The organism is Enemella evansiae (assembly GCF_004362375.1).
Taxonomy (GTDB): Bacteria; Actinomycetota; Actinomycetes; order Propionibacteriales; family Propionibacteriaceae; genus Enemella; species Enemella evansiae.
Genome location: NZ_SNXA01000008.1, coordinates 815589 through 839344 on the forward strand (window position 1 = coordinate 815589; position 23756 = coordinate 839344).

General features: G+C 69.9%; 23 protein-coding genes. 5 read left to right on the forward strand and 18 right to left on the reverse strand.

From position 1 onward, the window contains the following. Positions 1-8 precede the first annotated feature (8 nt). The 4 genes from C8D81_RS04515 to C8D81_RS04530 all read right to left on the reverse strand — a co-directional run bounded on the left by C8D81_RS04515 (position 9) and on the right by C8D81_RS04530 (position 5042). Entirely contained in the window at positions 9-1349 is a 1341-nt protein-coding gene (locus C8D81_RS04515) for an RsmB/NOP family class I SAM-dependent RNA methyltransferase (RefSeq protein ID WP_094401236.1), read from the reverse strand. Next, a complete protein-coding gene (gene fmt / locus C8D81_RS04520; RefSeq protein WP_098477138.1) occupies positions 1346-2284 on the reverse strand; it encodes a methionyl-tRNA formyltransferase in 939 nt (312 codons plus the stop codon). Before fmt ends, C8D81_RS04515 begins: the two co-directional genes overlap by 4 nt. Positions 2285-2342: 58 nt before the next feature. Further along, positions 2343-2873, reverse strand: coding sequence for an orotate phosphoribosyltransferase (pyrE, locus tag C8D81_RS04525; RefSeq protein WP_094401232.1), 531 nt, complete (start codon positions 2871-2873; stop codon positions 2343-2345). Positions 2874-3053: 180 nt separating this feature from the next. Beyond that, complete coding sequence (locus C8D81_RS04530; RefSeq protein WP_133625618.1) at positions 3054-5042, reverse strand: primosomal protein N'; 1989 nt, start codon at positions 5040-5042, stop codon at positions 3054-3056. A 57-nt stretch (positions 5043-5099) separates the two neighbouring features. On the opposite strand from C8D81_RS04530, the gene C8D81_RS04535 reads away from it, so the two are divergent. Next, on the forward strand, positions 5100-5549 hold the full coding sequence (locus C8D81_RS04535) for a threonine/serine exporter family protein (RefSeq protein WP_166646671.1): 450 nt from the start codon (positions 5100-5102) through the stop codon (positions 5547-5549). On the opposite strand, the gene C8D81_RS04540 is transcribed toward C8D81_RS04535, so the two are convergent. From C8D81_RS04540 to merA, 4 genes are all read right to left on the reverse strand, one after another. Then, positions 5542-6360 carry an AAA family ATPase gene (locus C8D81_RS04540; protein WP_065361617.1) on the reverse strand — a complete coding sequence of 273 codons (819 nt, stop codon included), beginning with the start codon at positions 6358-6360 and terminating at the stop codon, positions 5542-5544. The two genes, C8D81_RS04535 and C8D81_RS04540, sit on opposite strands and share 8 nt — an antisense overlap. Continuing rightward, entirely contained in the window at positions 6357-7811 is a 1455-nt protein-coding gene (locus C8D81_RS04545; protein WP_229123192.1) for a Mu transposase C-terminal domain-containing protein, read from the reverse strand. The genes C8D81_RS04540 and C8D81_RS04545 overlap by 4 nt, the downstream gene beginning before the upstream one ends. After that, entirely contained in the window at positions 7771-8367 is a 597-nt protein-coding gene (locus tag C8D81_RS04550) for a recombinase family protein (RefSeq protein ID WP_065361615.1), read from the reverse strand. Before C8D81_RS04550 ends, C8D81_RS04545 begins: the two co-directional genes overlap by 41 nt. Before the next feature lie 336 nt (positions 8368-8703). Further along, positions 8704-10128: a mercury(II) reductase gene (gene merA / locus C8D81_RS04560; RefSeq protein WP_094425453.1), complete on the reverse strand. Its 1425-nt coding sequence runs from the start codon at positions 10126-10128 to the stop codon at positions 8704-8706. Positions 10129-10235: 107 nt separating this feature from the next. Here merA and C8D81_RS04565 point away from each other — a divergent pair, with 107 nt between their 5' ends. The 4 genes from C8D81_RS04565 to C8D81_RS04580 all read left to right on the forward strand — a co-directional run bounded on the left by C8D81_RS04565 (position 10236) and on the right by C8D81_RS04580 (position 12915). Continuing rightward, positions 10236-10625: a heavy metal-responsive transcriptional regulator gene (locus C8D81_RS04565; RefSeq protein WP_019157843.1), complete on the forward strand. Its 390-nt coding sequence runs from the start codon at positions 10236-10238 to the stop codon at positions 10623-10625. Between the two features lie 282 nt (positions 10626-10907). Beyond that, complete coding sequence (cmtR, locus tag C8D81_RS04570; RefSeq protein WP_006590980.1) at positions 10908-11267, forward strand: Cd(II)/Pb(II)-sensing metalloregulatory transcriptional regulator CmtR; 360 nt, start codon at positions 10908-10910, stop codon at positions 11265-11267. Continuing rightward, positions 11264-11866, forward strand: a complete 603-nt coding sequence (locus tag C8D81_RS04575; RefSeq protein ID WP_078919667.1) for a cadmium resistance transporter — start codon at positions 11264-11266, stop codon at positions 11864-11866. Before cmtR ends, C8D81_RS04575 begins: the two co-directional genes overlap by 4 nt. A gap of 83 nt (positions 11867-11949) precedes the next feature. Next, positions 11950-12915, forward strand: coding sequence for a threonine/serine exporter family protein (locus C8D81_RS04580; RefSeq protein ID WP_267489521.1), 966 nt, complete (start codon positions 11950-11952; stop codon positions 12913-12915). 3 nt (positions 12916-12918) lie between these two features. Here C8D81_RS04580 and metK read toward each other — a convergent pair whose 3' ends face one another. From metK to carB, 10 genes are all read right to left on the reverse strand, one after another. Beyond that, complete coding sequence (gene metK, locus C8D81_RS04585) at positions 12919-14112, reverse strand: methionine adenosyltransferase (protein ID WP_094425457.1); 1194 nt, start codon at positions 14110-14112, stop codon at positions 12919-12921. A gap of 36 nt (positions 14113-14148) precedes the next feature. Further along, complete coding sequence (coaBC, locus tag C8D81_RS04590) at positions 14149-15393, reverse strand: bifunctional phosphopantothenoylcysteine decarboxylase/phosphopantothenate--cysteine ligase CoaBC (RefSeq protein ID WP_094425459.1); 1245 nt, start codon at positions 15391-15393, stop codon at positions 14149-14151. Positions 15394-15451: 58 nt separating this feature from the next. Beyond that, positions 15452-15763, reverse strand: a complete 312-nt coding sequence (gene rpoZ / locus C8D81_RS04595; RefSeq protein WP_094425461.1) for a DNA-directed RNA polymerase subunit omega — start codon at positions 15761-15763, stop codon at positions 15452-15454. Between the two features lie 70 nt (positions 15764-15833). After that, a complete protein-coding gene (gene gmk, locus C8D81_RS04600; protein WP_133625619.1) occupies positions 15834-16382 on the reverse strand; it encodes a guanylate kinase in 549 nt (182 codons plus the stop codon). A 14-nt stretch (positions 16383-16396) separates the two neighbouring features. Then, the gene (gene mihF / locus C8D81_RS04605; protein WP_094358634.1) at positions 16397-16732 is read right to left on the reverse strand and encodes an integration host factor, actinobacterial type; all 336 of its coding nucleotides are present in this window, start codon (positions 16730-16732) and stop codon (positions 16397-16399) included. 82 nt (positions 16733-16814) lie between these two features. Next, complete coding sequence (locus C8D81_RS04610; protein WP_094425465.1) at positions 16815-17450, reverse strand: hypothetical protein; 636 nt, start codon at positions 17448-17450, stop codon at positions 16815-16817. A 16-nt stretch (positions 17451-17466) separates the two neighbouring features. Continuing rightward, entirely contained in the window at positions 17467-18117 is a 651-nt protein-coding gene (locus C8D81_RS04615; protein ID WP_133625620.1) for a hypothetical protein, read from the reverse strand. 168 nt (positions 18118-18285) lie between these two features. Further along, complete coding sequence (pyrF, locus tag C8D81_RS04620) at positions 18286-19101, reverse strand: orotidine-5'-phosphate decarboxylase (RefSeq protein WP_094425469.1); 816 nt, start codon at positions 19099-19101, stop codon at positions 18286-18288. Next, positions 19098-20345: a quinone-dependent dihydroorotate dehydrogenase gene (locus C8D81_RS04625; protein WP_229237915.1), complete on the reverse strand. Its 1248-nt coding sequence runs from the start codon at positions 20343-20345 to the stop codon at positions 19098-19100. Before C8D81_RS04625 ends, pyrF begins: the two co-directional genes overlap by 4 nt. Then, positions 20342-23755 carry a carbamoyl-phosphate synthase large subunit gene (gene carB / locus C8D81_RS04630; protein WP_133625621.1) on the reverse strand — a complete coding sequence of 1138 codons (3414 nt, stop codon included), beginning with the start codon at positions 23753-23755 and terminating at the stop codon, positions 20342-20344. Before carB ends, C8D81_RS04625 begins: the two co-directional genes overlap by 4 nt. Position 23756 lies beyond the last annotated feature (1 nt).

Here is a 23756-nt window from a genome sequence, read left to right on the forward strand (position 1 = left end):
GGTCGATGCTAGGCGCTGCGGCGCAGCAGCGCGCAGAACATCGCGTCGGTGCCGTCGCGATGCGGCCAGAGCTGGACATCTGGCTCGATCCGCGTGACATCGTCGCGCTCACCGAGCACGGCATCGACGACCTCGGTCGTCTCGCCGTGGTGCGGGGAGCAGGTCACATAGGCGATCACCCCACCGGGCGCGGTCGAGCGGATCGCGTTGTGAAGCAGGGATCGCTGCAGTTCGGTGAGCCCCTCCAGATCGTCGGGGCTGCGGCGCCAGCGGGCCTCGGGGCGACGGCGCAGGGCGCCCAGCCCGGTGCACGGCACGTCGGCCATCACCTTGGCGAAGCTCGCCTCCGGCCAGGCCGGTCGGGTGCCGTCGGCGCAGATCGTCACCGGCTGGTTCTCCCCGGTGTACGCCCGCAGCGCCTGCGCGACCAGTTTCGCGCGGTGCGGTTGCAGCTCGCTGGCCAGCAGCCGCTGCTCGTTCTCGATGGCGAGCCCGGCGAGCAGCGCGGCCTTGCCGCCGGGTCCCGCGCAGCAGTCCAGCCACGGCCCGGCCGGCGCCTCGGCCTCGGCGAGCCGCAGCGCCACCCGCTGCGAGCCGGGATCCTGGACGCCCGCGCGGCCCTCGCGTACCGCGGCCAGGTCACCCGGATTCCCCTTCCAGTACGCCGCAGTCGGCACCTCGGGGTTCGGCTCGGCACCGGCCCCGACGAGTTCGTCGACGGTCGCGAGTCCCGGCCGGATCGCCAGGCTGGTGATCGGCGGTTCGTTGTTGGCCCGCAGCGCCGGCTCGAGCTCGTCGGCCGGCAGCACCGCGGCGTACGCCTCGACGATCCAGCGGGGATGGTGGGTGCGCAGTGCCAGCGCACCGAGCTCGTCGGAATCCTTGCTGAGGAAGGTGATCCAATCATCGAGATCCCGTTCGGCGACCCGGCGGCTGATCGCGTTGACCAGGCCGGTGACCCGCTCCCCCACGGTCGCACGAGCCAGATCGACGCTGGCGGCGACCGCGGCATGGGTCGGTACCCGCATCGACAGCACCTGGTGGGCGCCCAACCGCAGCACGTCGACGACGGCGGGCTGCAGGGTCTTCAGATCGCGTCCGGAGGCGGCGGCGAGGATCAGGTCGTAGCTGCCCATCAGCCGGCAGGTGCCGTTCAGCAGTTCGGTGGCGAAGGCGGCGTCGCGCCCGGTGATCCGGCGTTCGGCGAGCAGGGCCGGGCCGACCAGGTTGGCGTACGCGTCGGATCCGGTGACCTGGCGCAGCGCGTCGTAGGCCGCCCGACGGGCGGGATCGACACGGGGTCTGCGTTTCTGCTGGACGCCGCGGGGTCCGCGCCGGCCACCGCTCATCGCGCCGCTCCCCCGCCCAGGGTCTCGCCGGGGGTCAGGTTGGCGCCGCGGGCCCAGTCGGTGGCCCGCATCGCCTTCTTGCCGAATGCCTGCACCTCAAGGAGTTCCAGCGGGCGGCCGCCGGTGCCGACCTGGACCCACCTCTTCGCCACCGCCAACTGCCCGGGCGGCAGCGGGCTGCCCCCGGCGGGGCGGGCGGTGAGGATCTTGAACCGCTCACCGCGGAAGGTGCTCCAGGCGCCGGGGGCCGGTGTGCAGCCGCGGATCTGGTGGTCGATCAGGGCATCGGATTCGCCCCAGTCGACCTCGGCCTCGGCGACCGTCAGCTTCGGGGCCAGCGTGATCCCCGCGGTCGGCTGCGGTTCGGCGATCGCGGTCCCGGCGGCCAGCTCATCCATCACGCGGACCAGCAACCCGGCACCGTCGACGGCGAGCCGACCCAGCAGGTCACCGGCGGTCTCCTGGTCACCGATCTCGGTACGCAGCGAGGCGAACACATCACCCGCGTCGAGTTCGGGAACCAACCGGAAGACGCAGGCACCGGTCTCGGTGTCGCCGGCCATGATCGCCCGCTGCACCGGGGCGGCACCCCGCCAGCGCGGCAGCAGCGAGAAGTGCAGATTGGCCCACCCCAGGCGCGGGATCTCCAACACCTGTTGGGGAATCAGCGCACCGTAGGCGATCACCGGGCAGCAGTCCGGCGCGATCGCGGTGAGGCGTTCGATGAAGTCCGGATCGCGGGGACGTCCGGGTTTGAGCACCTCGAGGCCGAGTTCGGTGGCGCGCTGGGCGACCGGGCTGGGGGCGAGTCTCTTCCCGCGTCCGGCGGGTGCGTCGGGCCGGGTCACCACGGCCGCCACCTCGTGCTCGGAGGCGACCAGGGCTTCCAGGCTGGGCAGGGCCACCTCGGGGGTACCGGCAACGACGAGACGCATTCCGGTGAGTCTAGTCGGCCGCCGCGACGACCCGGCGGCTTCGACTCGCTGGGCTCGCTCAGCCAGCGGTACGAACGGCGTCCAGATCCGCCTTGGTGAGAACGCTCAGCGTGCGTACGCCGACCTCGGCGAGCCGGTTCCCACCGGGTTCGCTGCGATCGATCGCGCAGACGACGGTATCGACCAGGCCACCGTCGGCACGCAGCGCCTCGGTCGCGTCCCGGACCGCGCCGCCGGTGGTGATCACGTCCTCGATCAGGGTGATCCGTCGGCCGTCGACCTCGGCGCCCTCGGCGAGTCGGCAGGTGCCGTAGGTCTTCGCCTGTTTGCGGACGAACAGCACCGGCAGTCCACTGAGTTGGCCGACGACGGTCGCGATCGGTACGCCGCCGAGCTCCAGACCGCCGAGCAGGTCGGTGCCGTCCGGCAGCAACGGCAGCATCGCCTCCGCCACGCGCCGCAACAGGGCCGGATCGGACTCGAAGCGGTATTTGTCGAAGTAGTTGTCGGTGCGCTGCCCCGAGCGGAGCACGAAATCGCCGTGCACGCGGGCGATCCGGTCGATGTCGGCGGCGAGCTGATTCGTCATGAGGCCAGTGTCCTACACACGCTCATCGAGTAGCGCGCCATGCGCAGCGAAGCGGAGCAATGGCGCGCGTGTCGAGATGAGCCCGCTGCGTGCGGGCCCTGACGGGATCCCCTGCCGGGATCCTCTGCCGGATCCTCTCGACACGGTCGCTGCGCGACCTACTCGAGGATCGTGGGGAGGTCAGCCGATGGCGACGGGGTCGACCTTGACGCGTACCGCACCCGGGGACTTGCGCGCGGAGCGTACGCCCATCGCGGCCCGCACGGCGGCGACCAGGTCGGCACCCGACGCGGGCGGGCAGCGCAGCGTGAGCCGGGCCAGCGGTTCGGTGCCGGGGCGCTCCACCGGGCCGAGCACCTCGGTGTCGGCGGGCAGTTCGGCCAACTCGTGCAGCTCGTGCACCGCCTCCGGCGGGCCGTCGATCTGGATCAGCTTCGCCACCGGCGGCAGATGCGCCTCGGCGCGTTCGGCCAGTTCCCGGCCGGCGAAGCTGGCGGGATCGCTGCGTACCAACGCCTGCAGCGGGGCCGCATCGGTCGGCCCGACCGCGACCACGCTGCCACCGCGCTCCCCGGGCCGGACCAGGGCGACCGCGTTCAGCCAGCGCCGCAGCGCCTCCTCGCCGGCGCGCAGATCGGCCCGGGTGAGCAACAGTTCGGCATCGAGCAGCAGCGCCGCCGCATATCCGTCGTCGGCGACCGGTTCGGCCCCCGGCGTGGCGATCACCAGCGCCGGTTCGTCGGCCACCCGCGGCAGCACCTTCTCCCCCGAGGACTGCACCACCGGCGTACCGGGGAAGGCCCGGCCGAGCTCCTCAGCGGTCCGGGTCGCCCCGACCACGGGTGCCCGCCAGCGCCGGCCGCCGCACTCGGGGCAGTGCCAGTCGACGATCGGCCGGCCGCACCAGTCACAGCCCGCATTCCGGGAACCGGCGCGGATCGGACCGGCACAGTGCGGGCAGCGCACCGGCTCCCGGCAGGTGTCGCAGACCAGCACCACCAGATAACCCGCGCGCGGCACCTGCACCAGCACCGGCCCCTGAGCCAGCCCCGCCCGGATCGTCTCGAAACTCTGGTGCGGCAACCGGACCGCTCGCGCCATCGGGTCGCGCTCCAGCTCCCAGTCGCTGTCGGCGGCCAACCGGACACCCGGAGCGCGGCGGCGCTGGGCGGCCGGGGTGAGCGCCAACGGCAGCAACCACCCCCGTTCGATCAGCTGCTCGATCTCGGCCGAACGCCCATAGCTCGCCGCCAGGAACGCCGCACCCTCCGCCGCGGCCCGCAGGGCGAGCACCTCCCGAGTGTGCGGATAGGGGGCGCGCGGTTCGGCATAGAGATCGTCGCCGTCGTCCCAGATCGCGACCAACCCGAGATCCTGCACCGGGGCGTACGCCGCGGCGCGCGTCCCGATCACCAGCCGGACCTCGCCCCGCAACACCGCCAGGAAGGCCCGGTAGCGGGCTGCGGGCCCGCTGTCGGCGCTCAGCACCACATAACCGGCGCTGCCGACGACCCGGTCGCAGGCGGCGCGAAGTCGCTCCAGGTCACGGGCGTCCGGCACCACGATCAGCGCACCGCGGCCTGACTCGAGCGTCGCCCCGGCGGCGACCGCCAGGCCCTGCGCCCAGTCCCCGGCCGGTGCGGCGGCCGGCGCCAGCTGCCAGCAGGCCCGTGGGCTGTGCCCGGCCCGCAGCGCCGCGATCAGCTCCGACCCGGTCGGATAGGCGTCGAACGGGTGCGCGGTGAGCTGCGGGATGACCGCCTCCCGCTCCGGCGGGGTCGCCCGCTCGGTGGCGGCGTGCCGGGGCGGCACGGCCAGCCGGACCACATCGGCGAAGCTCCCCGCATAGTGGTCGGCGACCTGGCGGACCAGGCCGGCGACGGCCGGGGTGAGCACCTGTTCGGTGGAGACCACCTTCTCGATCGGCGCCAGGTTCCGGGTCTCATCGGACTCGGTGCCGAGCTCCAGCACGAAGCCGTCCCGCAACCGGCCGGCGAACCGGACCCGGACGCGCACGCCGGGGCGTACCTGCTCGGCGAACTCATCACCCACCAGATAGTCGAAGGGCCGATCCAGGTGCGGCAGCGGCATGTCGACCGCCACCCGCGCGACCGGCCGCGGGGCGCGGGTCGGCTCGGCGAGCGGAATCAGCGCTTCGGGATCGGACACACGCTCGATCCTAGGAGCCCGGTCCGACAGTGCCGCATCCGGCGATAACCTGCGCTGGTGACCGAAGTCCCGCAGCCGCCCGAGGATCCGGGGATCGACCTGGTCCGCCGGGCACGGGACCGGCGGTTGCTGGCCTACTTCGGGTTGGCGCTGATCGCCGGCGGGCAACCCGCCCACGAGGCCGAGGAGGACGTCCGTCAGGTCGCGGCCACTCTCGGCCACTCCGACTGCCAGGTCGCGGCGCTGCCGACCTCGATCAGCGTGGCGCTGACCGGTGGGGCGCCGGCGACCGTCGAGGTGCTGCGCAGTTCGCTCACCCTGGACCAGCTCGCCGCGGTCCACGAACTGCGGCAACGCATCCTGGACGGCAGCACCGACCCGGACACCGCGCTGGTCGAATTGACCAGCCTGCGCAGGATTCCCCGCCGCTACGGCCGGTGGGGTGTGACTTCTGCGTTTAAATGGCGGGGTTCTTCCGACGTTCCGTGGCAGGCCGGGGTCAGGTGACGCCGATGACCAGGGTGCTTTGGGCGGCTTCGATGACATCGTTGGTGATGGTGTCGAGTTCGTTTATCTTCAGCACGCGCTGGATCTGGGGGATGAGGCGTTCGAGCAGCCGGAAGTTGCCGCGGGTGACCCGCGCGATGGCGGCGATGGCTTGGGCGTCGGTGAAGTCTTCGGGGTCGAGGGTCTTGCCGAGGGAGCGCCAGTGTCGTTGCAGGACGAACAACAGTTCGTCCTGACCCAGGGGTCGGTATTGATGGGCGAACCCGACCCGGCTGTAGAACTGGGGGTAGTGGCTGAACTGCTTCTCCAGTCCGGGCATGCCGATCAGGATCAGTGCGATGTCGTCTCGGTCGTAGCGGTCGCGCAGCAGTTCCAGGGCGGCGGGGCGGAGCCGTTCGGACTCGTCGACGATGATCAGCTCCACGTAGTTCCTGCTGCGGCGCCATCCCCAGGTCTCGGGCGTGACGTCGCCGTGCGGCGCGAGGTGCTGTTCGATGCAGATGTTGGTGCGGGTGATGGCCTGATTGAGCTCATCCTTCAGGGTCCGCGGGGTGGTCAGCACGCTGGGGGTGTAGAGCACGGTGCGGCTCCGGTTCAGGGCGGCGTAGATCTTGGCGTCGTCGTCGGAGCGCGGCCCCCAGTAGGTCAGCAGATCGAGGGCCTTGTCCCAGTGCGCGTAGCGGCGCGCCGAGAGCGTCTTGCCCACTCCGGCCGACCCGAAGCACAGGCCGATGGTGTGGCCGCGGCGCACGGCGTCGGCGAACTCGGTGAAGCGGCGGTGTTCTTTGGTGACGATGAAGCGCTGGCTCACCTCAGGTCCTCCTTGTAGACCTTCAACTTCCGTTTCGGCGTCTGCGCCGCCGCTGGTTCCTCCGCGGGAGGTGGTGTCTCGGTGGTGTGTGCGGCCACGACAGCGATGCGTTCGTTGATGCCGGCCCGTAGTGCCCGGCGTCTCGCGTTGCGAGCGGCCTGGATCTCTTTGAGGCTGACCTTCTGGTCGTGGTGCTCCTGGTTGACGGCCTTGCAGAGGAACTCGTCGTGGTCGAAGACGCGGATCTCGGTGATGTCGCGAGGGTCGTAACGGATCACGACCGACTGTCCGACGTAGCCGGCCAGGGTCGGGGAGACGTAGCGCAGGCCCTGGAATCGGATGCCATCGCGGCGCACGACGCGGGTCTTGGCCACGGTCAGCAACAGTCCGTCGAGAGCTTCCAGGCTCTCGGGCATGCGGGGCAGCCACCCCTCGGCGATCCACGCGCTGCGCGGGGAGGTGCCGATCTCGCTGTGCGTGCGGTCGTTGTAGGTGGCCACGAACCTTTCGACGGCGGTGTCGAGCTCGGCCAGGGACAGTGTCGGTGTTGGCCAGGGCTGGCCTTCGCCGATGTATCCGGGCAGGTCGGCCAGCAGCTCGGTGTTGACGGTGCCGAAGAACCGCTCGATCTTGCCCCGGCCCTGGGGGCGGGCGACGGTGGAATGGATCAGCCGGATGTGGAGGTCGACGGCGGTGCCGGCGAGCTGGTGGCTGATGAAGTCGCTGCCGTGATCGACGTAGAGCACGTCCGGTAGGCCGCACATCGGCCAGGCCGGGTCGGCCTTGTGCCAGATCGCCTGCCGCAGCGCCAGCGCGGTGTTCATCGCCGACGGTGCGCCCAGGAAGACGGTATAGCCGCAGATCGCTCGGGAGCAGTCATCGAGGATGGTCGTCAACCACGGCCGGGCAGGTTTGCCATCGGTGCCGACTACCAGGATGTCGAGCAACGTGTGATCGGACTGCCACATCGCGTTGGGCCACTCCGCCTGCCGGCGCAGCACCAGCTCGTGCTTGTCGCGGTAGGACGCCGCGCCTTCCAGGGCGAGGGTGACCATGCCCGGGTCCAGGGCGCGCACGATCTCCCACACCACCGAATAGGACGGGACCGGCCACCCGTGGATGCCGCAGATGCCGGTGACCTTGCGATGGATCGTGGCGATAGCCGGCCGCGGCTTGCTCAGCGCCAGACCCTCGATCACGTGGACGAGATCGGTCGGCAAGCGGTGGGTGCCGGCGTCCATTCGCGGGGCCGTCTCCAGGCCCGCGTAGCCGTCGGTCCGGTAGCGGGCGTGCCAGCGCTCCAGGGTCCGCAGCCCGACGCCGGACTCGCGGGCCAGACGCGCGAGCGGAACCTCGTCCTCCACATGGAGCCGGAGAATGCGCCACCGCGCCGCAGCGTCCATCGCGCACCTACTGCACGAGGCTCTCGCGGCCACGCTGCGCGCGCTCAAGGGCACGGTAGACCGTGGAGCGGCCGACGCTGAACAGCTCGGCCAGCTCGCCCACGGTGTGCTCCTTGGCGGCATGCAGGTGGACGAGGTGAGCCTCCTGTCGTGGGGTGAGCTTCGGAGACTTCCCGCGCAGCCGGCCCTTGGCCTTGGCGACCTTCATCCCTTCGCGGGTGCGGGCGCGAATGAGGTCGGCTTCGAACTCGGCGACCATCGCCAGCACGTTAAACAGCAGTTTGCCCATCGGGTCCGTCGGGTCATACACCGATCCGGCGATGCTGAGTTTCACCTCGCGGGCCGCGAGGTCATCGGCAATCTCGTGAGCATCGCGCACCGAACGTGCCAACCGGTCGAGCTTGGTGACCACGAACGTGTCACCGGCCCGGCATGCCGCCAGCGCCTGCCGCAGCCCGGCGCGATCCGCATTGCGGCCGGTCAGTCCGTGATCGACGTATATGCGCATCGCGTCGACACCGAGAGCGCTGAGGCCATCGCGCTGGGCGGTGAGGTCCTGTTCATCGGTGGAGACCCGGGCGTACCCGACCTTCAAAGCGGACATGCTTCTAAGTGTGTCATATAAGGCCCCGTCACCGAACAGTTCACCGGACGGGTCTTACGGGACACCTCGTCAGGCATGCTATAGGACTCCCATGTCGGGAGTGGGTGTGTCCGGTCGAGGTTCCCCATACGGGACCCTCGGAAGTGTGCCGTCGAGGGACCGTCGCGAGGTGATCGATGGTGATCGGGTCACCGGCGGCGCGCAGCCGCAGCAACGGGACCAGCAGGGCGGTCTCCTCGGACCGGACGAGCCGGTCTGCCAGGTCGGTGGTCTGTCAGGTCGGTGGTGAGGATCGTCTCATTGAGTGCGTCCAATTCTATTGGGGTGAGTGCGCGGTCAGGCGCAGCAGGACAGCTTCGAGACGTCGGTGGTGAAGGCCTTGGCGACGATGCGGATGCCTTCGGCCATGGTCAGGTATGGGGCCCACGCGTCGGCGACTTCTGCGATGGTCTTGCCGAGGATGTGGACGCCGGCGGCGGCGAGCTCGCCGGCGTCCTTGGCGACAGCGGTGAGACCGAGGATCTCGCCGGTGTCGGCGTTGGCGACCATCTTGATGAACCCACGCATGTCCCGGTTCACCAGCGCACGGGGCACGTACTCCAGTGGCAGGACGCGGCAGTCGCAGCGGATCCCGGCCGCGATGACCTCCTTCTCGGTCATCCCGACCGCGCCGATGGCGGGACCGGTGAACGTCACCCGAGGCATCCGTGTGTAGTCGACCGAAGTGTTGGCGTCGGTGAAGGCGTTCTCGGCGACGATCGTGCCGTGCCGGGCCGCGACATAGACGAACTCGGGGTGCCCGGTGACATCCCCGCCCGCCCAGACGCGGGGGTTGGCGGTCTGCAACTGGTCGGTGACCACGATCTGTCCGGCCTCGCCGGTCTTCACCCCCACGGCCTCGAGGTTGAGCCCCTCGGTGACCGGGCGGCGTCCGAGCGCGACGAGGATCTCGTCGGCACGGAACTCCTGCTCGCCGCCCGAGACCTCGGCCATGACGACGACCTGCCCGGTGACGGTATCGCGGGCAACGCGGGAGGGAACAGCGCGGCGGACCACCCGGATGCCCTCGTCGGCGAAGACTTCCTGCAATGATCTGGAAACCTCCGGCTCCTCCTTCGACGCCAGCCGAGAACGCACCAGCAGGGTCACCTTCGAGCCGAGCCGGGCGAACATCTGGGCCAGCTCCAGCGCCACGTAGCCACCGCCGAGCACCAGCAGCGAGTCGGGGCGCTCGGACAGTTCCATCGCCGACGTCGAGGTCAGGTACTCGACGCCGTCCAGCCCCTGGATGAGCGGGACCCAGGGACGGGTGCCGGTAGCGATCAGGTAATGGGCGGACTCGATGGTTTCCACGGTGCCTTCAGCGGCGGTGACCTCCAGCACAGGCGCATCCGGGGTGCCGGCGAAGGCCGCCTGGCCCTGGCGGACCGGCCAGCCGTAGGCTTCGGCCACGTCGAAGTACTTCTCACCCCGCATCGCCTCGACCAGGTCCTGCTTGCCACCCACCAGCCCGGGCATGTCGACCGCGCCCGCGGTGGCGGCGATCCCCGGGAACCGGGAGCCCGCGTCCGCGGCCACGTGGCGGGCCTGGGCGGCCGCTATCAGCGCCTTGGACGGCACGCACCCGGTGTTCACGCAGGTGCCGCCGAACGTACCGCGCTCGACCATCACCACCGACTTGCCCAGCGTGGTGGCGCGGATCGCTGCGGCGAACGCCGCGCCACCCGACCCGATCACGGCCAGATCAATCTTCGACTGCATCCCGAACCCTCCCCGGACTGTTGAGAAATCCTCCTGATGCGGCGATACTAAAGCTTCCAGTACAGGGGAAGGTCAAGGGTGAGACCTGTGACACACGAGGGGTGAGGATGCGGATCGGGGAGCTCGCTGAAGCGGCCGGCACGACCACGAAGACTCTGCGGTTCTATGAAGACCAGGGGCTCTTGCCCCCGGCCGAGCGCACGCCCGGCGGCTACCGCGACTACACGACCGAGAGCCTCACCCGGATCGACTTCATCCACCGCGGCCAAGCCGCCGGACTCTCCCTCGCCCAGATCCGGCAGGTCCTCGACATCCGCGACCACGGCCAAGCTCCCTGCGATCACGTACGCGACCTGCTCGACGCACGCCTGACCGACATTGACCTGAAACTCAGACAGCTCCACGACCTGCGCGACACCCTCGCCGGGCTACGCGACCAGGCCGAGCACGTTGAGCCCGACACGTGCAGCTCCGACCAGGTCTGCCGGTACCTGTAGCCAAGCCCGACGCCGCACGGACACGCCATCGAGGGGTGGTGGTCGACCGAGCCCCAGCCGCACAGCTGGAACGTTCCGCCTCGACCTACTGACACGAAAGTGTCAGCGGCGCAGTGGGCATCGGAACTGCGCCCGAGGGACTCACAGCACGTATCGATCCGGGTGGGTCGACAGGGGTGAGGGTCGCCAACCCCGGTAGTCGTATGGGGTTCCCCTTACGGGCATGCGATCTGGGCTGACGCCTGTGACCGAGTATTCAGTGCGCGCTGTATAGTTCAGTGCATGCTGACTATTGCTTCGCGTCTCGACGTGATGAACCGCCTGGGTCGTGCACTGGCCGACCCCACTCGATCCCGGATCATCTTGACCCTGCTCGACCATCCCGCTTACCCGGCGGAACTGGCCCGAGATCTGGACCTGACACGCCCGAACGTGTCCAACCACCTGGCATGCCTGCGCGATTGCGGGATCGTCGTCTCCGAGCCCGAGGGTCGTCGGACACGATATGAGATCGCCGATTCGCACCTGGCGCAGGCGCTGACGGCACTGGTCGATGCCACCCTGGCAGTGGACGAAGACGCCCCGTGCATCGATCCCGCCTGCTCGCTTCCCGGATGCGACGCAGCTGGGGAGGGCGCATGATCCTCACCTCGGTCTTGCAGGCGATGGGCCTGTTCGCAGCGACCAACATCGACGACATCATCGTGCTCTCCCTCTTCTTCGCGCGAGGGGCAGGCCAGCGCGGCACTACCGCCCGCATTCTGGCCGGCCAGTACCTCGGATTCGCCGGCATCCTCGGTGCCGCGGTCCTGGTGACCATCGGCGCCGGAGCATTCCTGCCCTCGGCAGCCATCCCGTACTTCGGTCTCATCCCTCTGGGCCTCGGCCTCTGGGCCGGATGGCAGGCCTGGCGCGGAGACGATGACGACGATGACGACGAGGCCAAGGTTGCCGGCAAGAAGGTCGGCGTGTGGACAGTCGCAGGCGTCACCCTTGCCAACGGCGGCGACAACATCGGCGTCTACACCCCTGTCTTCCTCAGCGTGGAACCTCTCGCAGTAGTCGCCTACTGCATCGTCTTCCTCGCGCTCGTCGCGGTCCTGGTGGCCCTGGCAAAGTTCGTCGCCACCCGCCCCCCGATCGCCGAAGTTCTCGAACGCTGGGAGCACATCCTCTTCCCCATCGTTCTCATCGGCCTCGGCATCGTGATCCTCGTCAGCGGCGGAGCCTTCGGACTCTGACGTAGCGGCAGCGATCCAAACGGCCCCGACCGGGCGCACCCCTCTCGGTTCAGACCGCGACACCTACCTGCAGCCAGTCCTGCGTGATCGCGGCAACAAGACCGCCACGGAGCGCTACAAAAACCCCGCCACCAAGCGAACGAAGCCACAGGTGGGGGATGCCGCTCGGCGGGCTGCTGGTGGCGGCCGGGATCGCGGCGATCATGCAACCCGATGTGACCACGATCGTCTTCGCCGCCGTGGCATCGCAGCTGGTGATCGCGCTGTTGCTGCTGGCCCGCCGGCATCCGCTGATCGCGCCGCTGCTGCCCACGGTGGCGGCGTTCCTGGTGTCGGTACCGGCGTTCTGGCTCGCCGGTCGGATCGTGCTGACCGGTCCGCTGCTGGCGATCCTGCCGCCGCTGGCGGTGCTGCTGCCGGGATCGCTGCTGGTCACCGGGATGTCGGAGCTGGCCGCCGGCGCGATGGTCGCCGGCGCCTCGCGGCTGGCGCACGGTGCGGTGAAGCTGCTGCTGTTCGCGCTCGGCGTGGTCGCCGCGATCCAGCTGGTGCGGCCACCGGAGGCGTTGATCTTCAGCACCGGCGCCGCGTTCCGCTGGCCCCACGCGCTGGCCGGGATCCTTGCGGTCGCGCTCGGCATCCTGTTGCTGGAGTCGGTGTCACCGCGGTTGTGGGGCTGGGTGATCCTGGTGCTGCTGGCGACCTTTCTGGCGCAGGTGCTGGCCGGTACCGGGCGGGGTGTCGGCTCGGCGCTCGGGGGGTTCGCCGGAGCGGTGGTCGCGAGTGCCGGTGCGACGCTGGTCGAGCTGGCCCGGCCGGCCCTGCCGCGGCTGGTGGTGTTCCTGCCGTCGTTCTGGCTGCTGGTACCGGGCACGATCGGTCTGCAGTCGATCACCCGATCGCAGGCGAGTGAGTTCGTCGCCGGCCCCAGCCTGACCCAGGTCGGGCTGCTGGTGCTGGCGATCGCGCTCGGTCTGCTCGTCGGGGCGACCCTGGTACGCCCGGTGCAGCGGGCGGTGGCCCGCCGGCGGGCGCGGGTCAGCCCCTGACGATCAGCCCCGGACGGCCCTGGCCAGCGCGTCGGCCCGGTCGGTACGTTCCCAGGTGAAGTCGTCCAGCTCGCGGCCGAAGTGGCCGTATGCCGCGGTCTGCGCATAGATCGGCCGCTTCAGGTCCAGGGCGTCGACCAGAGCGGCGGGCCGCAGGTCGAAGGTCGCCAGCACCGCGTCGGCGATCTGGTCGACCGGGACCGTCTCGGTGCCGAAGCACTCGAGATAGAAGCCGACCGGATGGGCGCGGCCGATGGCGTACGCCACCTGCACCTCGCAGCGCTTGGCGAGCCCGGCGGCGACGACGTTCTTGGCGACCCAGCGCATCGCGTACGCCGCGGAACGGTCCACCTTCGACGGATCCTTGCCGGAGAAGCAGCCACCGCCGTGGCGGGCCATGCCGCCGTAGGTGTCGACGATGATCTTGCGGCCGGTCAGCCCGGCATCCCCCATCGGGCCGCCGATGACGAACTTGCCGGTCGGGTTCACGAACGCCTTGTAGTCGTCGTGGGCGAGGTCGTAGGCCTCCAGCACCGGCTGGATGACGTGCCGGCGGATGTCCTCGCTGAGCATCTTCTCCGGGTCGACGTCCTCGGCGTGCTGGCAGGAGACGACGACGGTGTCCAGGCGGACCGGGGTGATGCCGTCGTATTCGATGGTGACCTGGGTCTTTCCGTCCGGGCGCAGGTAGGGCATCGTGCCGTCCTTGCGGACCGCGGAGAGCCGCTCGGCGAGCCGGTGCGCCAGATCGATCGGCAGCGGCATCAGCGAATCGGTGTCGTCGCAGGCATATCCGAACATCAGGCCCTGGTCGCCGGCACCCTGCAGGTCGTATGCCTCGGCGGAGGATTCGAGCCGCTTCTCCCAGGCGGTGTCGACACCCTGGGCGATGTCCGGGGACTGCGAACCGAGGGAGACCTGGACGCCGCAGGAGCCACCGTCGAAGGACTTGTGCGAGGAGTCGTAACCGATGTCCAGGATCTTGTTGCGGACCAGGCCGGGGATGTCGGCGTACGCCTCGGTGGTCACCTCACCGGCCACGACGACGAGCCCCGTGGTGACCAGCGTCTCGACCGCGACCCGGGATTGCGGATCCTGGCGCAACAGCTCGTCGAGCACGGTGTCGCTGATCTGGTCCGCGATCTTGTCGGGGTGCCCCTCGGTGACGGACTCCGAGGTGAACAGGCGCTTGGCCACGGCGGTGCTCCTAATGGTGTGAGTGGTTGGCCGACATTAGTTGGCGCGACGCCGCTCGCGCACGGCGTCCAGAATCCGGTGCGCGACCGTCGGCTTGCTGCCGCTGTGCTCGGCGACCAGCTGCGCCCCGCCCCCGGGGGTCGCGCCGAGCAGCAGCACGTGGTTGTCCGCCGCGCCGAAGACCGCGCCGGCGCTGACGTCGTTGAGGACGAGCAGGTCGCAGCCCTTGCGGGCCAGCTTGGCCTGGCCGAGTTCGAGCAGCGCGGTCTGGTCCCCGGCGGTCTCGGCGGCGAACCCGACGATCACCTGGCCGGGGTCGCGGTCCGGCAGGTGCGAGATGTGTTTGAGCACGTCGGGGGTCTGCACCAGGTCGAGGCTGAGCCCGGTGCTGTCGTCGGCCTTCTTGATCTTGCCCTCCGACACCTCGGTCGGGGTGAAGTCGGCGGCCGCGACGGCCATCACGATCACATCGGCGCTCGGCGCGAGCTCGGTCATCGCCTCGTCCAGGTCACCGGTGGAGACGATCCGACGGATGCTGGCGCCACTGGGCAGCGGATGTTCGACATGGGCGGCGACGACGGTCACCTCGGCGCCGCGCAGTGCGGCGGCGCGGGCGATGGAGAGCCCCATCAACCCCGAGGAGGAGTTGCCGAGGAAGCGGACCGGATCGAGGTGCTCCCGGGTACCGCCGGTGGCGACCACCAGGCGTACGCCTTCGAGGTCGCGGTCGGCGGCGGCGGTGACGGTGCCCGGGTCGTCGAGCAGGCTGGCGGCGACGGCGTGGATGTCGATGGCGTCGGGCAGCCGGCCGGGGCCGGTGTCGGCGCCGGTGAGCCGGCCGGATGCCGGATCGAGCACGACCACCCCGCGCTCCCGGAGGGTGGCGACGTTGGCGGCGGTGGCCGGGTGCAGCCACATCTCGGTGTGCATCGCCGGCGCCATCAGCACCGGACAGCGGGCGGTCAGCAGCACATTGGTGAGCAGGTCGTCGGCGCGGCCGGTGGCGGCCCGGGCGAGCAGGTCGGCGGTGGCCGGTGCGACGACGACCAGATCGACCTGCTGGCCGAGGCGGACGTGTGGCACCTGCTCGGCGTCGGTGAAGACGCCGGTGTGCACCGGGTTGCCGGACAGCGCGGCCCAGGTGGTGGCGCCGACGAACTCGAGCGCGTTCGCGGTCGGTACGACGGTGACGTCGTGGCCGCCCTCGGTCAACCGGCGCAGCAGCTCGCAGGCCTTGTACGCCGCGATGCCGCCGGCGACGCCGAGCACGATCCGGCTCATCGACCAGACCTCATCAGCGGGGGCTCAGCGGGGGCTCAGCGGGTGCTCGGTGCGGGAATCAGGCCGGGAAATCCGGATCGCTGAACTCGGGGTCGGCCAGCTCCTCGGTGGCCTTCTCCTCGGGCTCGGCGTTCGGGTCGATCTCGTGGATCTCCAGCACGCCGGCGTTCACCTCGCGCAGCGCGATCGACAGCGGCTTCTCCTGGATGCCGGTGTCGACCAGCGGGCCGACATTCTCCAGCAGGCCCTCGCCGAGCTGGGAGTAGTAGGCGTTGATCTGGCGGGCACGCTTGGCCGAGAACAGGACCAGACGGTACTTGGAGTCGACCTTGGTCAGGAGGTCGTCGATCGGCGGGTTGGTGATGCCCATGTTCGGGTTGCTGCTCAAGATCAGCCTTCTCGGGTAGACGTCGTGAAAGGGAAGCCGCCAGGTCGGCGGGCTACAGACCGAGCAAGCTTACCAGTTCGTCCGTGGCCTGTCCCAGATCGGCGTTCACGATCACGTGGTCGAACTCGGCCTGGGCGGCCAGTTCGCCACGGGCGGTCTGCAACCGGCGCTCCCGCTGGGCCGCGGTCTCGGTGTTCCGGCCGGCGAGCCGATTGACGAGCTCGTCCCAGCTCGGCGGGGCGACGAAGATGAACGCCGCGTCCGGCCAGGTCCTTCTGATCTGCCGGGCGCCCTGCAGCTCGATCTCCAGGACGACGGTGCGGCCCTCGGCGACCGCCCGCTCGACCGGTTCACGCGGCGTACCGTAACGGGCCGAGCCGTGCACCAGCGCCCACTCCAGCAGACCGTCGGCGGCCAGCAGCTCGTCGAACTGCTGCTCGGTCAGGAAGTGGTAGTGCACCCCGTCGATCTCCCCCGGTCGTGGGGCGCGGGTGGTCACCGATACCGACAGCCAGACCTCGGGGTGGCGTTGCAGTACGCCCGCGACGAGGGTTCCCTTACCGACTCCGGCCGGACCGGAGACCACATTCACCTGCGCCATGGCTCAGCGTGGCCTCAGCCCAGGTTTCCGCGGTCGGCACCGGGGAACTCATTGCGGAGCCCGGCGATCTGGTGCGGACCCAGCCCCCGCAGCCGGCGGTTGGTGGCGATGTCGAGACGTTCCATCACCTCGGCGGCCCGCTTCTCCCCCACCCGGGGCAGGGATTTCAGCACGTCGACGACCTTGGTGTGCGCCACCACGTCGTCGCCGCCGGCCAGCTCGATCACCTCGGCCAGGGTGAGTCGGCCCTCCCGCAACTCCGCCTTGATCTCTGCTCGCCGCCGCCTGGCAGCGGTCGCCGCCCGGCGCGCAGCCTGCAGCTGTTCCTCGCTGAGTGGTGGGATGGTCACAAACGCTCCACGGTCGTCCGATCTGGTTCCCGACAACCTACTCAATGCCTCGTCGCTACGCGAACGGCGGGCTCATCGGGTGCTACTCACCCCAGGGCTGCTCATTCCAACGCTGCCACAGCTCGTCATGCCGATCGGGATCGAGCAGGTCGTCCCGCGGCACCCGTGGCGTCGGGAGCAACTCGGTGAGTGCCGGGGCGGAGTGCGCATCCGATGGGCCGTCGGCGTCGACGCGCAATCGGGAGACCAGACCGGTTTCTCCCAACTCCACTTCGATGACCAACGGTCCCCCGCGATCGCGCAGCTCCCGAGCCGTTGCGGTCAGCAACGTCTCCGTGGCGACCGGGTCCATCGGATCGAGGAGCACCCGCCAGATGTTCTCGGTGCGGGTGCACTCGTACGCCCGCGGCAGCCACCACAGCGAGATCAGCGGTGAGTCCCGTTGCACGGTCACTCCCGGGATCTCCTGGACCTGGTCACCGACCCCAAGGTCGATGCGGAGCGTCCCGTCGACGATCGAGCTCTCCAGTGGCCGTTGATCCCAACCGTTCGGCTCGCGCTTCTGAAAGGACCAGAGCACCGCCGCACCCGGCAGGTCGGCGTACCCACGGATGCGGCCGATCGGGTCGCTCCGGGACTCCGGCTGCTGGCGGAACAGGAATGCGCCGTCATGATGCAGCGTCCGCTCGACCTGCGCCCGGAACTCCTCGCAACTCATCGGACCGGGCTGGTCATCAGGAGGGCCAACGCTCTGCGCAGCGGCGCCACACCTCGTCGCGCCCGCTGGCTGCGCGGAGGTCCTGAACCGGCAGCCGCGGTGTGGGAATCAGTTCGATCGAGGTGCGCCAGGGTGTCCACCGGGCGGTGGGCGTCGGGGTCTCCGGTGGCATCAGCGCGTCGATCACCACTTCGGCGAGCCCGCCGCCCTGGTCGAACCTGGCCCGTGCCCGGAGCGGTTCGCCCCGTTGCCGGAGGGGTTCGGCGGTCTCGGGCAGCAGGCTGTCCGCGATCGCGGGATCGGCCGGGTCCAGCGCGAGTTCCCAGCCGAACTCTCGCTGCGCGCAGGCGTCGGCGGCCTGCAGCCACCACAACAGGCCCACGGCGGTGTCGGTGATGGTTCCGGGGAGGGGGTCCATGCCCTCGGTCTCCGGCATTCCGACGCCGAAGCGCAACTCCCCGTCGATCAGCGAGCTGGCCACCGGCGAATCACCGACATCATCCTGCTGTTCCCAGATCACGGCCACGGCTCCGAGGTCGGCATAGCCACGGATCCGGCCGCCGCTCCCCCCGGCGGGATCACCGACGTCGATCCGGATGCGGAACAGTTGCGCGTCCGGCTTGTGCAGCCCGCGGTCCAGCTGACGCCTGAACTCGTCGCAACTCATCGGCATACCGCTTTCATGAGACGGTCCTCATCCTCGGGGTGTCCGACGGTAGCGCACGGGCGCGGACGCTGGGACATGCAGTGGCCCGCAGCGTCCATGATCAAACCCAGTCCGACTGGATTTCCAGACGGTCAGTTCTGGACTACTGCATGTCCCAGCGTCGGGGACTCAGCGGGCCGTCGCACCCAGCCGTACCGCGGCGGCGCGCAGGGCGTCGGGATCGGGGCCGGCGGAGAGCACCTCGCGGCTCGCGGCCGGCAGAACGCGCGGATACGCCGGGCCGAAGAGCGCGGCGAGGGAGTCCACGGTGCCACCCTGGGCGCCGATGCCGGGGACCAGGATCGATCCGGTGAAGCGGCTCAGGTCCAGGCCGAGCTCGGTCAGCGTGCCGCCGATCACCAGGCCGAAGGAGCCCGGATCGGCACCATCGTTGGCGGCCTGGCACTCATCGACCATCAGCTGCGCGACGCTGCGCCCGTCGCTGGTCGCGAGCTGCACCTGACCGCCCTCGGGGTTGGAGGTGCGGCAGAGCACATAGAGGCCCTTGCCGGTGTCCCGTGCCACCTCGATCGCCGGACCCAGCGAACCGAAGCCGAGGAACGGCGAGACGGTCAACGCGTCGGCGGCCAGCGGCGAGGAGTCGTCGAGATACGCCCGGGCGTACCCGGCCATCGTCGAACCGATGTCACCCCGCTTGGCGTCCAGCAGGGACAACGAGCCGGCGGCGCGGATATCGGCGAGAACCCGTTCCAGGACGGCGATTCCGGCCGATCCGAAGGCTTCGAAGAACGCCGACTGCGGTTTGAAGATCGTCACCGTGCCACCGAGCGCCTCGACGGTGCCGCGGGCGAACGACTCCAGCCCGGCGGCATCCTGGGTCAGACCCCAGGCAGCCAGCAGCTGCGCATGCGGGTCGATGCCGACGCAGAGCCGGCCCCGCTGCTCGATCGCGGCCGCCAGGCGTACCCCGAATGTTTCGGTCATCGCTCCCCCAACTGGTTCATCGTGAGCTGGTTGATCCGGCCCACGAGTGCGGGTCCGCCGTAGATGTAGCCGGTGTAGAGCTGCAGCAGTGCCGCACCGGCATCCAGCATCGCGCGGGCATCGTCGGCGGACATGATGCCGCCGACCCCGATGATCGGCAGCTCGGTGCGTTCGGCCAGCCAGCCGACGACCTCGCGGGATCGCTGGGTGAGCGGGGCACCCGACAGACCGCCCGCCTGGTCGGCCAACGCCCGGTCCCTCCCGACCAATCCGTCGCGGGCGAGCGTGGTGTTGGTGGCGATCAACCCGCTGGCACCCTGCTCGGTGCAGACCGCGAGCAGATCCTCCAGGGCGTCGAAGGTCAGATCCGGGGCGACCTTGACGAAGATCGGCACGGGGCCATCCGAACGCCGGTTGAGCGAGCGAGGAACGAGCGAGTCGAAGCCGGGTCCCTTCGACTCGTCGCTGCGCTCCTCGCTCAGGGAACATGTGGGGGCGCTGCGCTCCTCGCTCAGGGAACGTGTGGGGGCGGTGGCTTCGTCTCGCTCGTTCCTCGCTCGCTCAGCCATCGTGTGGGCGGTCAGCGCACCGAGCAGGTCACGGAGGGCCGAGGCGTCCTGGAGGGTACGCAGGCCCGGGGTGTTCGGGGAGGAGACGTTGATCGCGATGTAGTCGGCGTAGGGCGCGAGCAATCCGAAGCTGGTCAGGTAATCGGTGACCGCCTCCGCCAACGGGGTCACCTTGGACTTGCCGAGCGAGATGCCCAACGGGATCCCGGCGACCCGGTTGCCGCGGCGTACGCCGAAACGCTCCAGACTCGCCGCCATCGCGGCCGCCCCGGGGTTGTTGAAGCCCATCCGGTTGATGATCGCGCGCGACTCGACGGCACGGAACAACCGCGGCTTCTCGTTGCCGGGTTGGGCATGCGCGGTCACGGTGCCGAGTTCGACGTGCGAGAAACCGAGCGCCGACCAGGCCGGTACGCCGACAGCGAACTTGTCCAGGCCGGCGGCCAGCCCGACCGGTCCGGGAAAGTCGATCCCCGCCACCCGGACCCCGCGCGTCGGCTTGGGATGCAGGGCGCCGGCAAGCTTGCGCAGCGGGGCGACCTTGGCCAGCGTCGCCACCTGACGCAGCGTGCGTTCGTGCGCGATCTCGGGGTCTCCCCCGCCGGAGGCGAACAGCGCTGGCCGCAACAAACGCCGGAATCCGTTGTCCAGCAGGGGAATCCGGAGATCGGTCACGACCGCGCGGCTCCCTGCGGCTCCCGGTCCGAGGAGCGGTCCGGTTCAGTGTCCCCCGCCGCTGCCTCGGCATCGGCGTTCGCATCGTCGGCGACCGAGCGTTCCGCGGCGACCGCCCAGTCCTGCAGGGACCGCACCTCTATGCCGCCGACGCGCAGCGCCTCGATCCCCTGCACCGCGGCACCGAGCCCCTGCACGGTGGTGATCGAGGGCACGTTGTGCCGGACGGCGGCGGTCCGGATCTCGTATCCGTCGGCGCGCGGTGCCCCGTCCACGGTCACCGCACCGTGCGGGGTGTTGAAGATCAGGTCGACCTTGTCCTCCCCGATCAGCTGGGTGATCGTCGGCTCGCCGTTCGGGCCCGGGCCCTGGGTGTGCTTGCGCACCTCGGTCACCGCGACCCCGTTGCGGCGCAGCACCGAGGCCGTGCCGGCGGTGGCCAGGATGGTGAAGCCCAGATCGGCGAGCCGTTTGATCGGGAAGATCGCGTGCCGCTTGTCCCGGTTGGCCGCGGACACGAACACCGTGCCGCCGTCGGGCAACGGGCCGTTGGCCGCCGCCTGGCTCTTGGCGAAGGCGACACCGAAGTTCTCCGCCAGCCCCATCACCTCACCGGTGGACTTCATCTCCGGGCCGAGGATGGTGTCCACCGAGCTGCCCTCGGGGGTGCGGAACCGGTTGAACGGCATCACCGCTTCCTTGACCGCCAACGGCGCCCCGGGGCGGACCACCGAGCCGTCGCCGTCGGCGCGCAGCACGCCCTCGGCGCGCAGTTCGGCGATCGTGGTGCCGAGCATGATCCGGGCGGCGGCCTTGGCGAGCTGGGTGTTGGTCGCCTTGGAGACGAACGGCACCGTCCGCGAGGCCCGCGGGTTGGCCTCCAGCACATACAGCGTGTCACCGGCCAGGGCGTACTGGATGTTCAGCAGTCCGCGTACGCCGACGCCGCGGGCGATCGCCTCGGTCGAGGTGCGGATCTTGTCCACCACCTCCTCGCCGAGGGTGATCGGCGGGAGCGCACAGGCCGAGTCGCCGGAGTGCACGCCGGCCTCCTCGATGTGTTCCATGATCCCGCCCAGATAGAGATCGGTGCCGTCGTAGAGGGCGTCCACGTCGATCTCGACCGCGTCATCGAGGAAGCGATCCACCAGCACCGGGTGCTCCGGCGAGATCTGGGTGGAGCGGCGGATGTAACCGGCCAGCGACTCCTCGTCGTAGACGATCTCCATGCCGCGTCCGCCCAGCACATAGGAGGGCCGGACCAGCACCGGATAACCGATCTCGGTGGCGATGCGGCGGGCCTCGTCGAAGGTGCTCGCCATCCCGTGCTTGGGTGCGGGCAGCGAGGCCTCGTCGAGGACCCGGCCGAAGGCACCGCGCTCCTCGGCCAGGTGGATGGCCTCCGGGCTGGTGCCGACGATCGGTACGCCGGCGTCCTTGAGTGCCTGGGCCAGGCCGAGCGGGGTCTGCCCGCCGAGCTGGACGATCACCCCGGCGATCGGGCCGGCCTGCCGTTCGGCGTGCACCACCTCGAGCACGTCCTCCAGGGTGAGCGGCTCGAAGTAGAGCCGGTCGGAGGTGTCGTAATCGGTGGAGACGGTCTCGGGGTTGCAGTTGACCATGATGGTCTCGTAACCGGCGGCGGACAGCGCCATCGACGCGTGCACACAGGAATAGTCGAACTCGATGCCCTGCCCGATCCGGTTCGGACCCGAGCCCAGGATCAGCACCGCCGGCTTCTCCCGCGGGACGACCTCCGTCTCTTCGTCGTAGCTGGAGTAGTGGTAGGGCGTCCGGGCGGCGAACTCGGCGGCGCAGGTGTCCACGGTCTTGAAGACCGGGCGCACGCCCAGCGCCCATCGGACGCCGCGGACGACGTCCACCGGCAGGTGCCGCATGGCCGCGAGCTGGGCGTCGGAGAAGCCGTGCCGCTTGGCGTGCCGGAGCAGCTCCGGGGTCAGCTCGTCGGCGGCGATCACCTCGTCGGCGACCTCGTTGATCAGCACCAGCTGGTCGCAGAACCAGGGGTCGATACCGGTGGCCTCGTGCAGCTGCTCGGCGGTGGCGCCGGCGCGCAGCGCCTTGAACAGCAGGATCAGCCGGCCGTCGTGCGGCCGGGATGCCCGCTGCAGCAGGGATTCCACCGATTCGGTGACCGGGGCGGCGAAGTCGAATCGGGCCCGGGGGTCCTCCAGCGAGCGCAGCGCCTTGCCGAGGGCCTCGGTGAAGTTGCGGCCGATCGCCATCGCCTCACCGACCGACTTCATGTGCGTGGTCAAGGTGTCCTCGGCGGAGGGGAACTTCTCGAACGCGAATCGCGGGATCTTCACCACCACGTAGTCCAGCGCGGGTTCGAAGCTGGCCGGGGTCTCCTGGGTGATGTCGTTGCGGATCTCGTCGAGGGTGTAGCCGATCGCCACCTTGGCGGCGATCTTGGCGATCGGGAAACCGGTCGCCTTGGAGGCGAGCGCGCTGGAGCGGGACACCCGCGGGTTCATCTCGATGACGATCATCCGGCCGTCGTCGGGGTTGATCGCGAACTGGATGTTGCAGCCGCCGGTATCCACGCCGACCGCGCGGATGATGCCGATGCCGACATCTCGCATCCGCTGGTATTCACGGTCGGTCAGCGTCATCGCCGGGGCGACGGTGATCGAGTCACCAGTGTGCACACCCATCGGGTCGAAGTTCTCGATGGAGCAGACGATCACCACGTTGTCGCTGGTGTCGCGCATCACCTCGAGCTCGTATTCCTTCCAGCCCAGAATGGATTCCTCGATCAGCACCTCGGTGACCGGGCTGGCGGCCAGGCCGGTGCCGGCGATCCGCCGCAGCTCGTCCTCGTCGTGGGCGAACCCGGAGCCGACCCCGCCCATGGTGAAGCTGGGGCGTACCACGCAGGGATAGCCGAGCTCATCGGCTGCGGCGAGCACCTCGTCCATGGTGTGGCAGATCAGCGAGCGGGCGACCTCGGCGCCACCACCCGGGATGTCCAACGCCTGAACGATCTCCTTGAACTCCTCGCGGTTCTCACCGCGCTGGATCGCCTCCACCGAGGCACCGATCAGCTCGACCCCGTAACGCTCCAGCACCCCGTTGTCGTGCAGGGCCACGGCGGCGTTCAGCGCGGTCTGCCCGCCCAGGGTGGCCAGCAGCGCATCCGGCCGCTCGGTCGCGATCACCTTCTCCACGTAGTCGGGGGTGATCGGCTCGACGTAGGTGGCGTCGGCGAACTCAGGATCGGTCATGATCGTCGCCGGGTTGGAGTTCACCAGGATCACCCGGTAGCCCTCCTCGCGCAGCACCCGACAGGCCTGGGTGCCCGAGTAGTCGAACTCGCAGGCCTGACCGATCACGATCGGCCCGGAGCCGATCACCATGATCGACTTGATGTCGTCCCGCTTGCCCACG

Coding starts and splice junctions, on each gene's coding strand:
- coaBC (WP_094425459.1), bottom strand. CDS start 15,393: ATGAGCCGGATCGTGCTCGGCGTCGCCGGCGGCATCGCGGCGTACAAG.
- cmtR (WP_006590980.1), top strand. CDS start 10,908: ATGCTGACTATTGCTTCGCGTCTCGACGTGATGAACCGCCTGGGTCGT.
- C8D81_RS04550 (WP_065361615.1), bottom strand. CDS start 8,367: ATGTCCGCTTTGAAGGTCGGGTACGCCCGGGTCTCCACCGATGAACAG.
- C8D81_RS04515 (WP_094401236.1), bottom strand. CDS start 1,349: ATGAGCGGTGGCCGGCGCGGACCCCGCGGCGTCCAGCAGAAACGCAGA.
- fmt (WP_098477138.1), bottom strand. CDS start 2,284: ATGCGTCTCGTCGTTGCCGGTACCCCCGAGGTGGCCCTGCCCAGCCTG.
- C8D81_RS04615 (WP_133625620.1), bottom strand. CDS start 18,117: ATGAGTTGCGACGAGTTCAGGCGTCAGCTGGACCGCGGGCTGCACAAG.
- C8D81_RS04610 (WP_094425465.1), bottom strand. CDS start 17,450: ATGAGTTGCGAGGAGTTCCGGGCGCAGGTCGAGCGGACGCTGCATCAT.
- C8D81_RS04575 (WP_078919667.1), top strand. CDS start 11,264: ATGATCCTCACCTCGGTCTTGCAGGCGATGGGCCTGTTCGCAGCGACC.
- C8D81_RS04565 (WP_019157843.1), top strand. CDS start 10,236: ATGCGGATCGGGGAGCTCGCTGAAGCGGCCGGCACGACCACGAAGACT.
- gmk (WP_133625619.1), bottom strand. CDS start 16,382: ATGGCGCAGGTGAATGTGGTCTCCGGTCCGGCCGGAGTCGGTAAGGGA.
- pyrE (WP_094401232.1), bottom strand. CDS start 2,873: ATGACGAATCAGCTCGCCGCCGACATCGACCGGATCGCCCGCGTGCAC.
- rpoZ (WP_094425461.1), bottom strand. CDS start 15,763: ATGGGCATCACCAACCCGCCGATCGACGACCTCCTGACCAAGGTCGAC.
- pyrF (WP_094425469.1), bottom strand. CDS start 19,101: ATGACCGAAACATTCGGGGTACGCCTGGCGGCCGCGATCGAGCAGCGG.
- merA (WP_094425453.1), bottom strand. CDS start 10,128: ATGCAGTCGAAGATTGATCTGGCCGTGATCGGGTCGGGTGGCGCGGCG.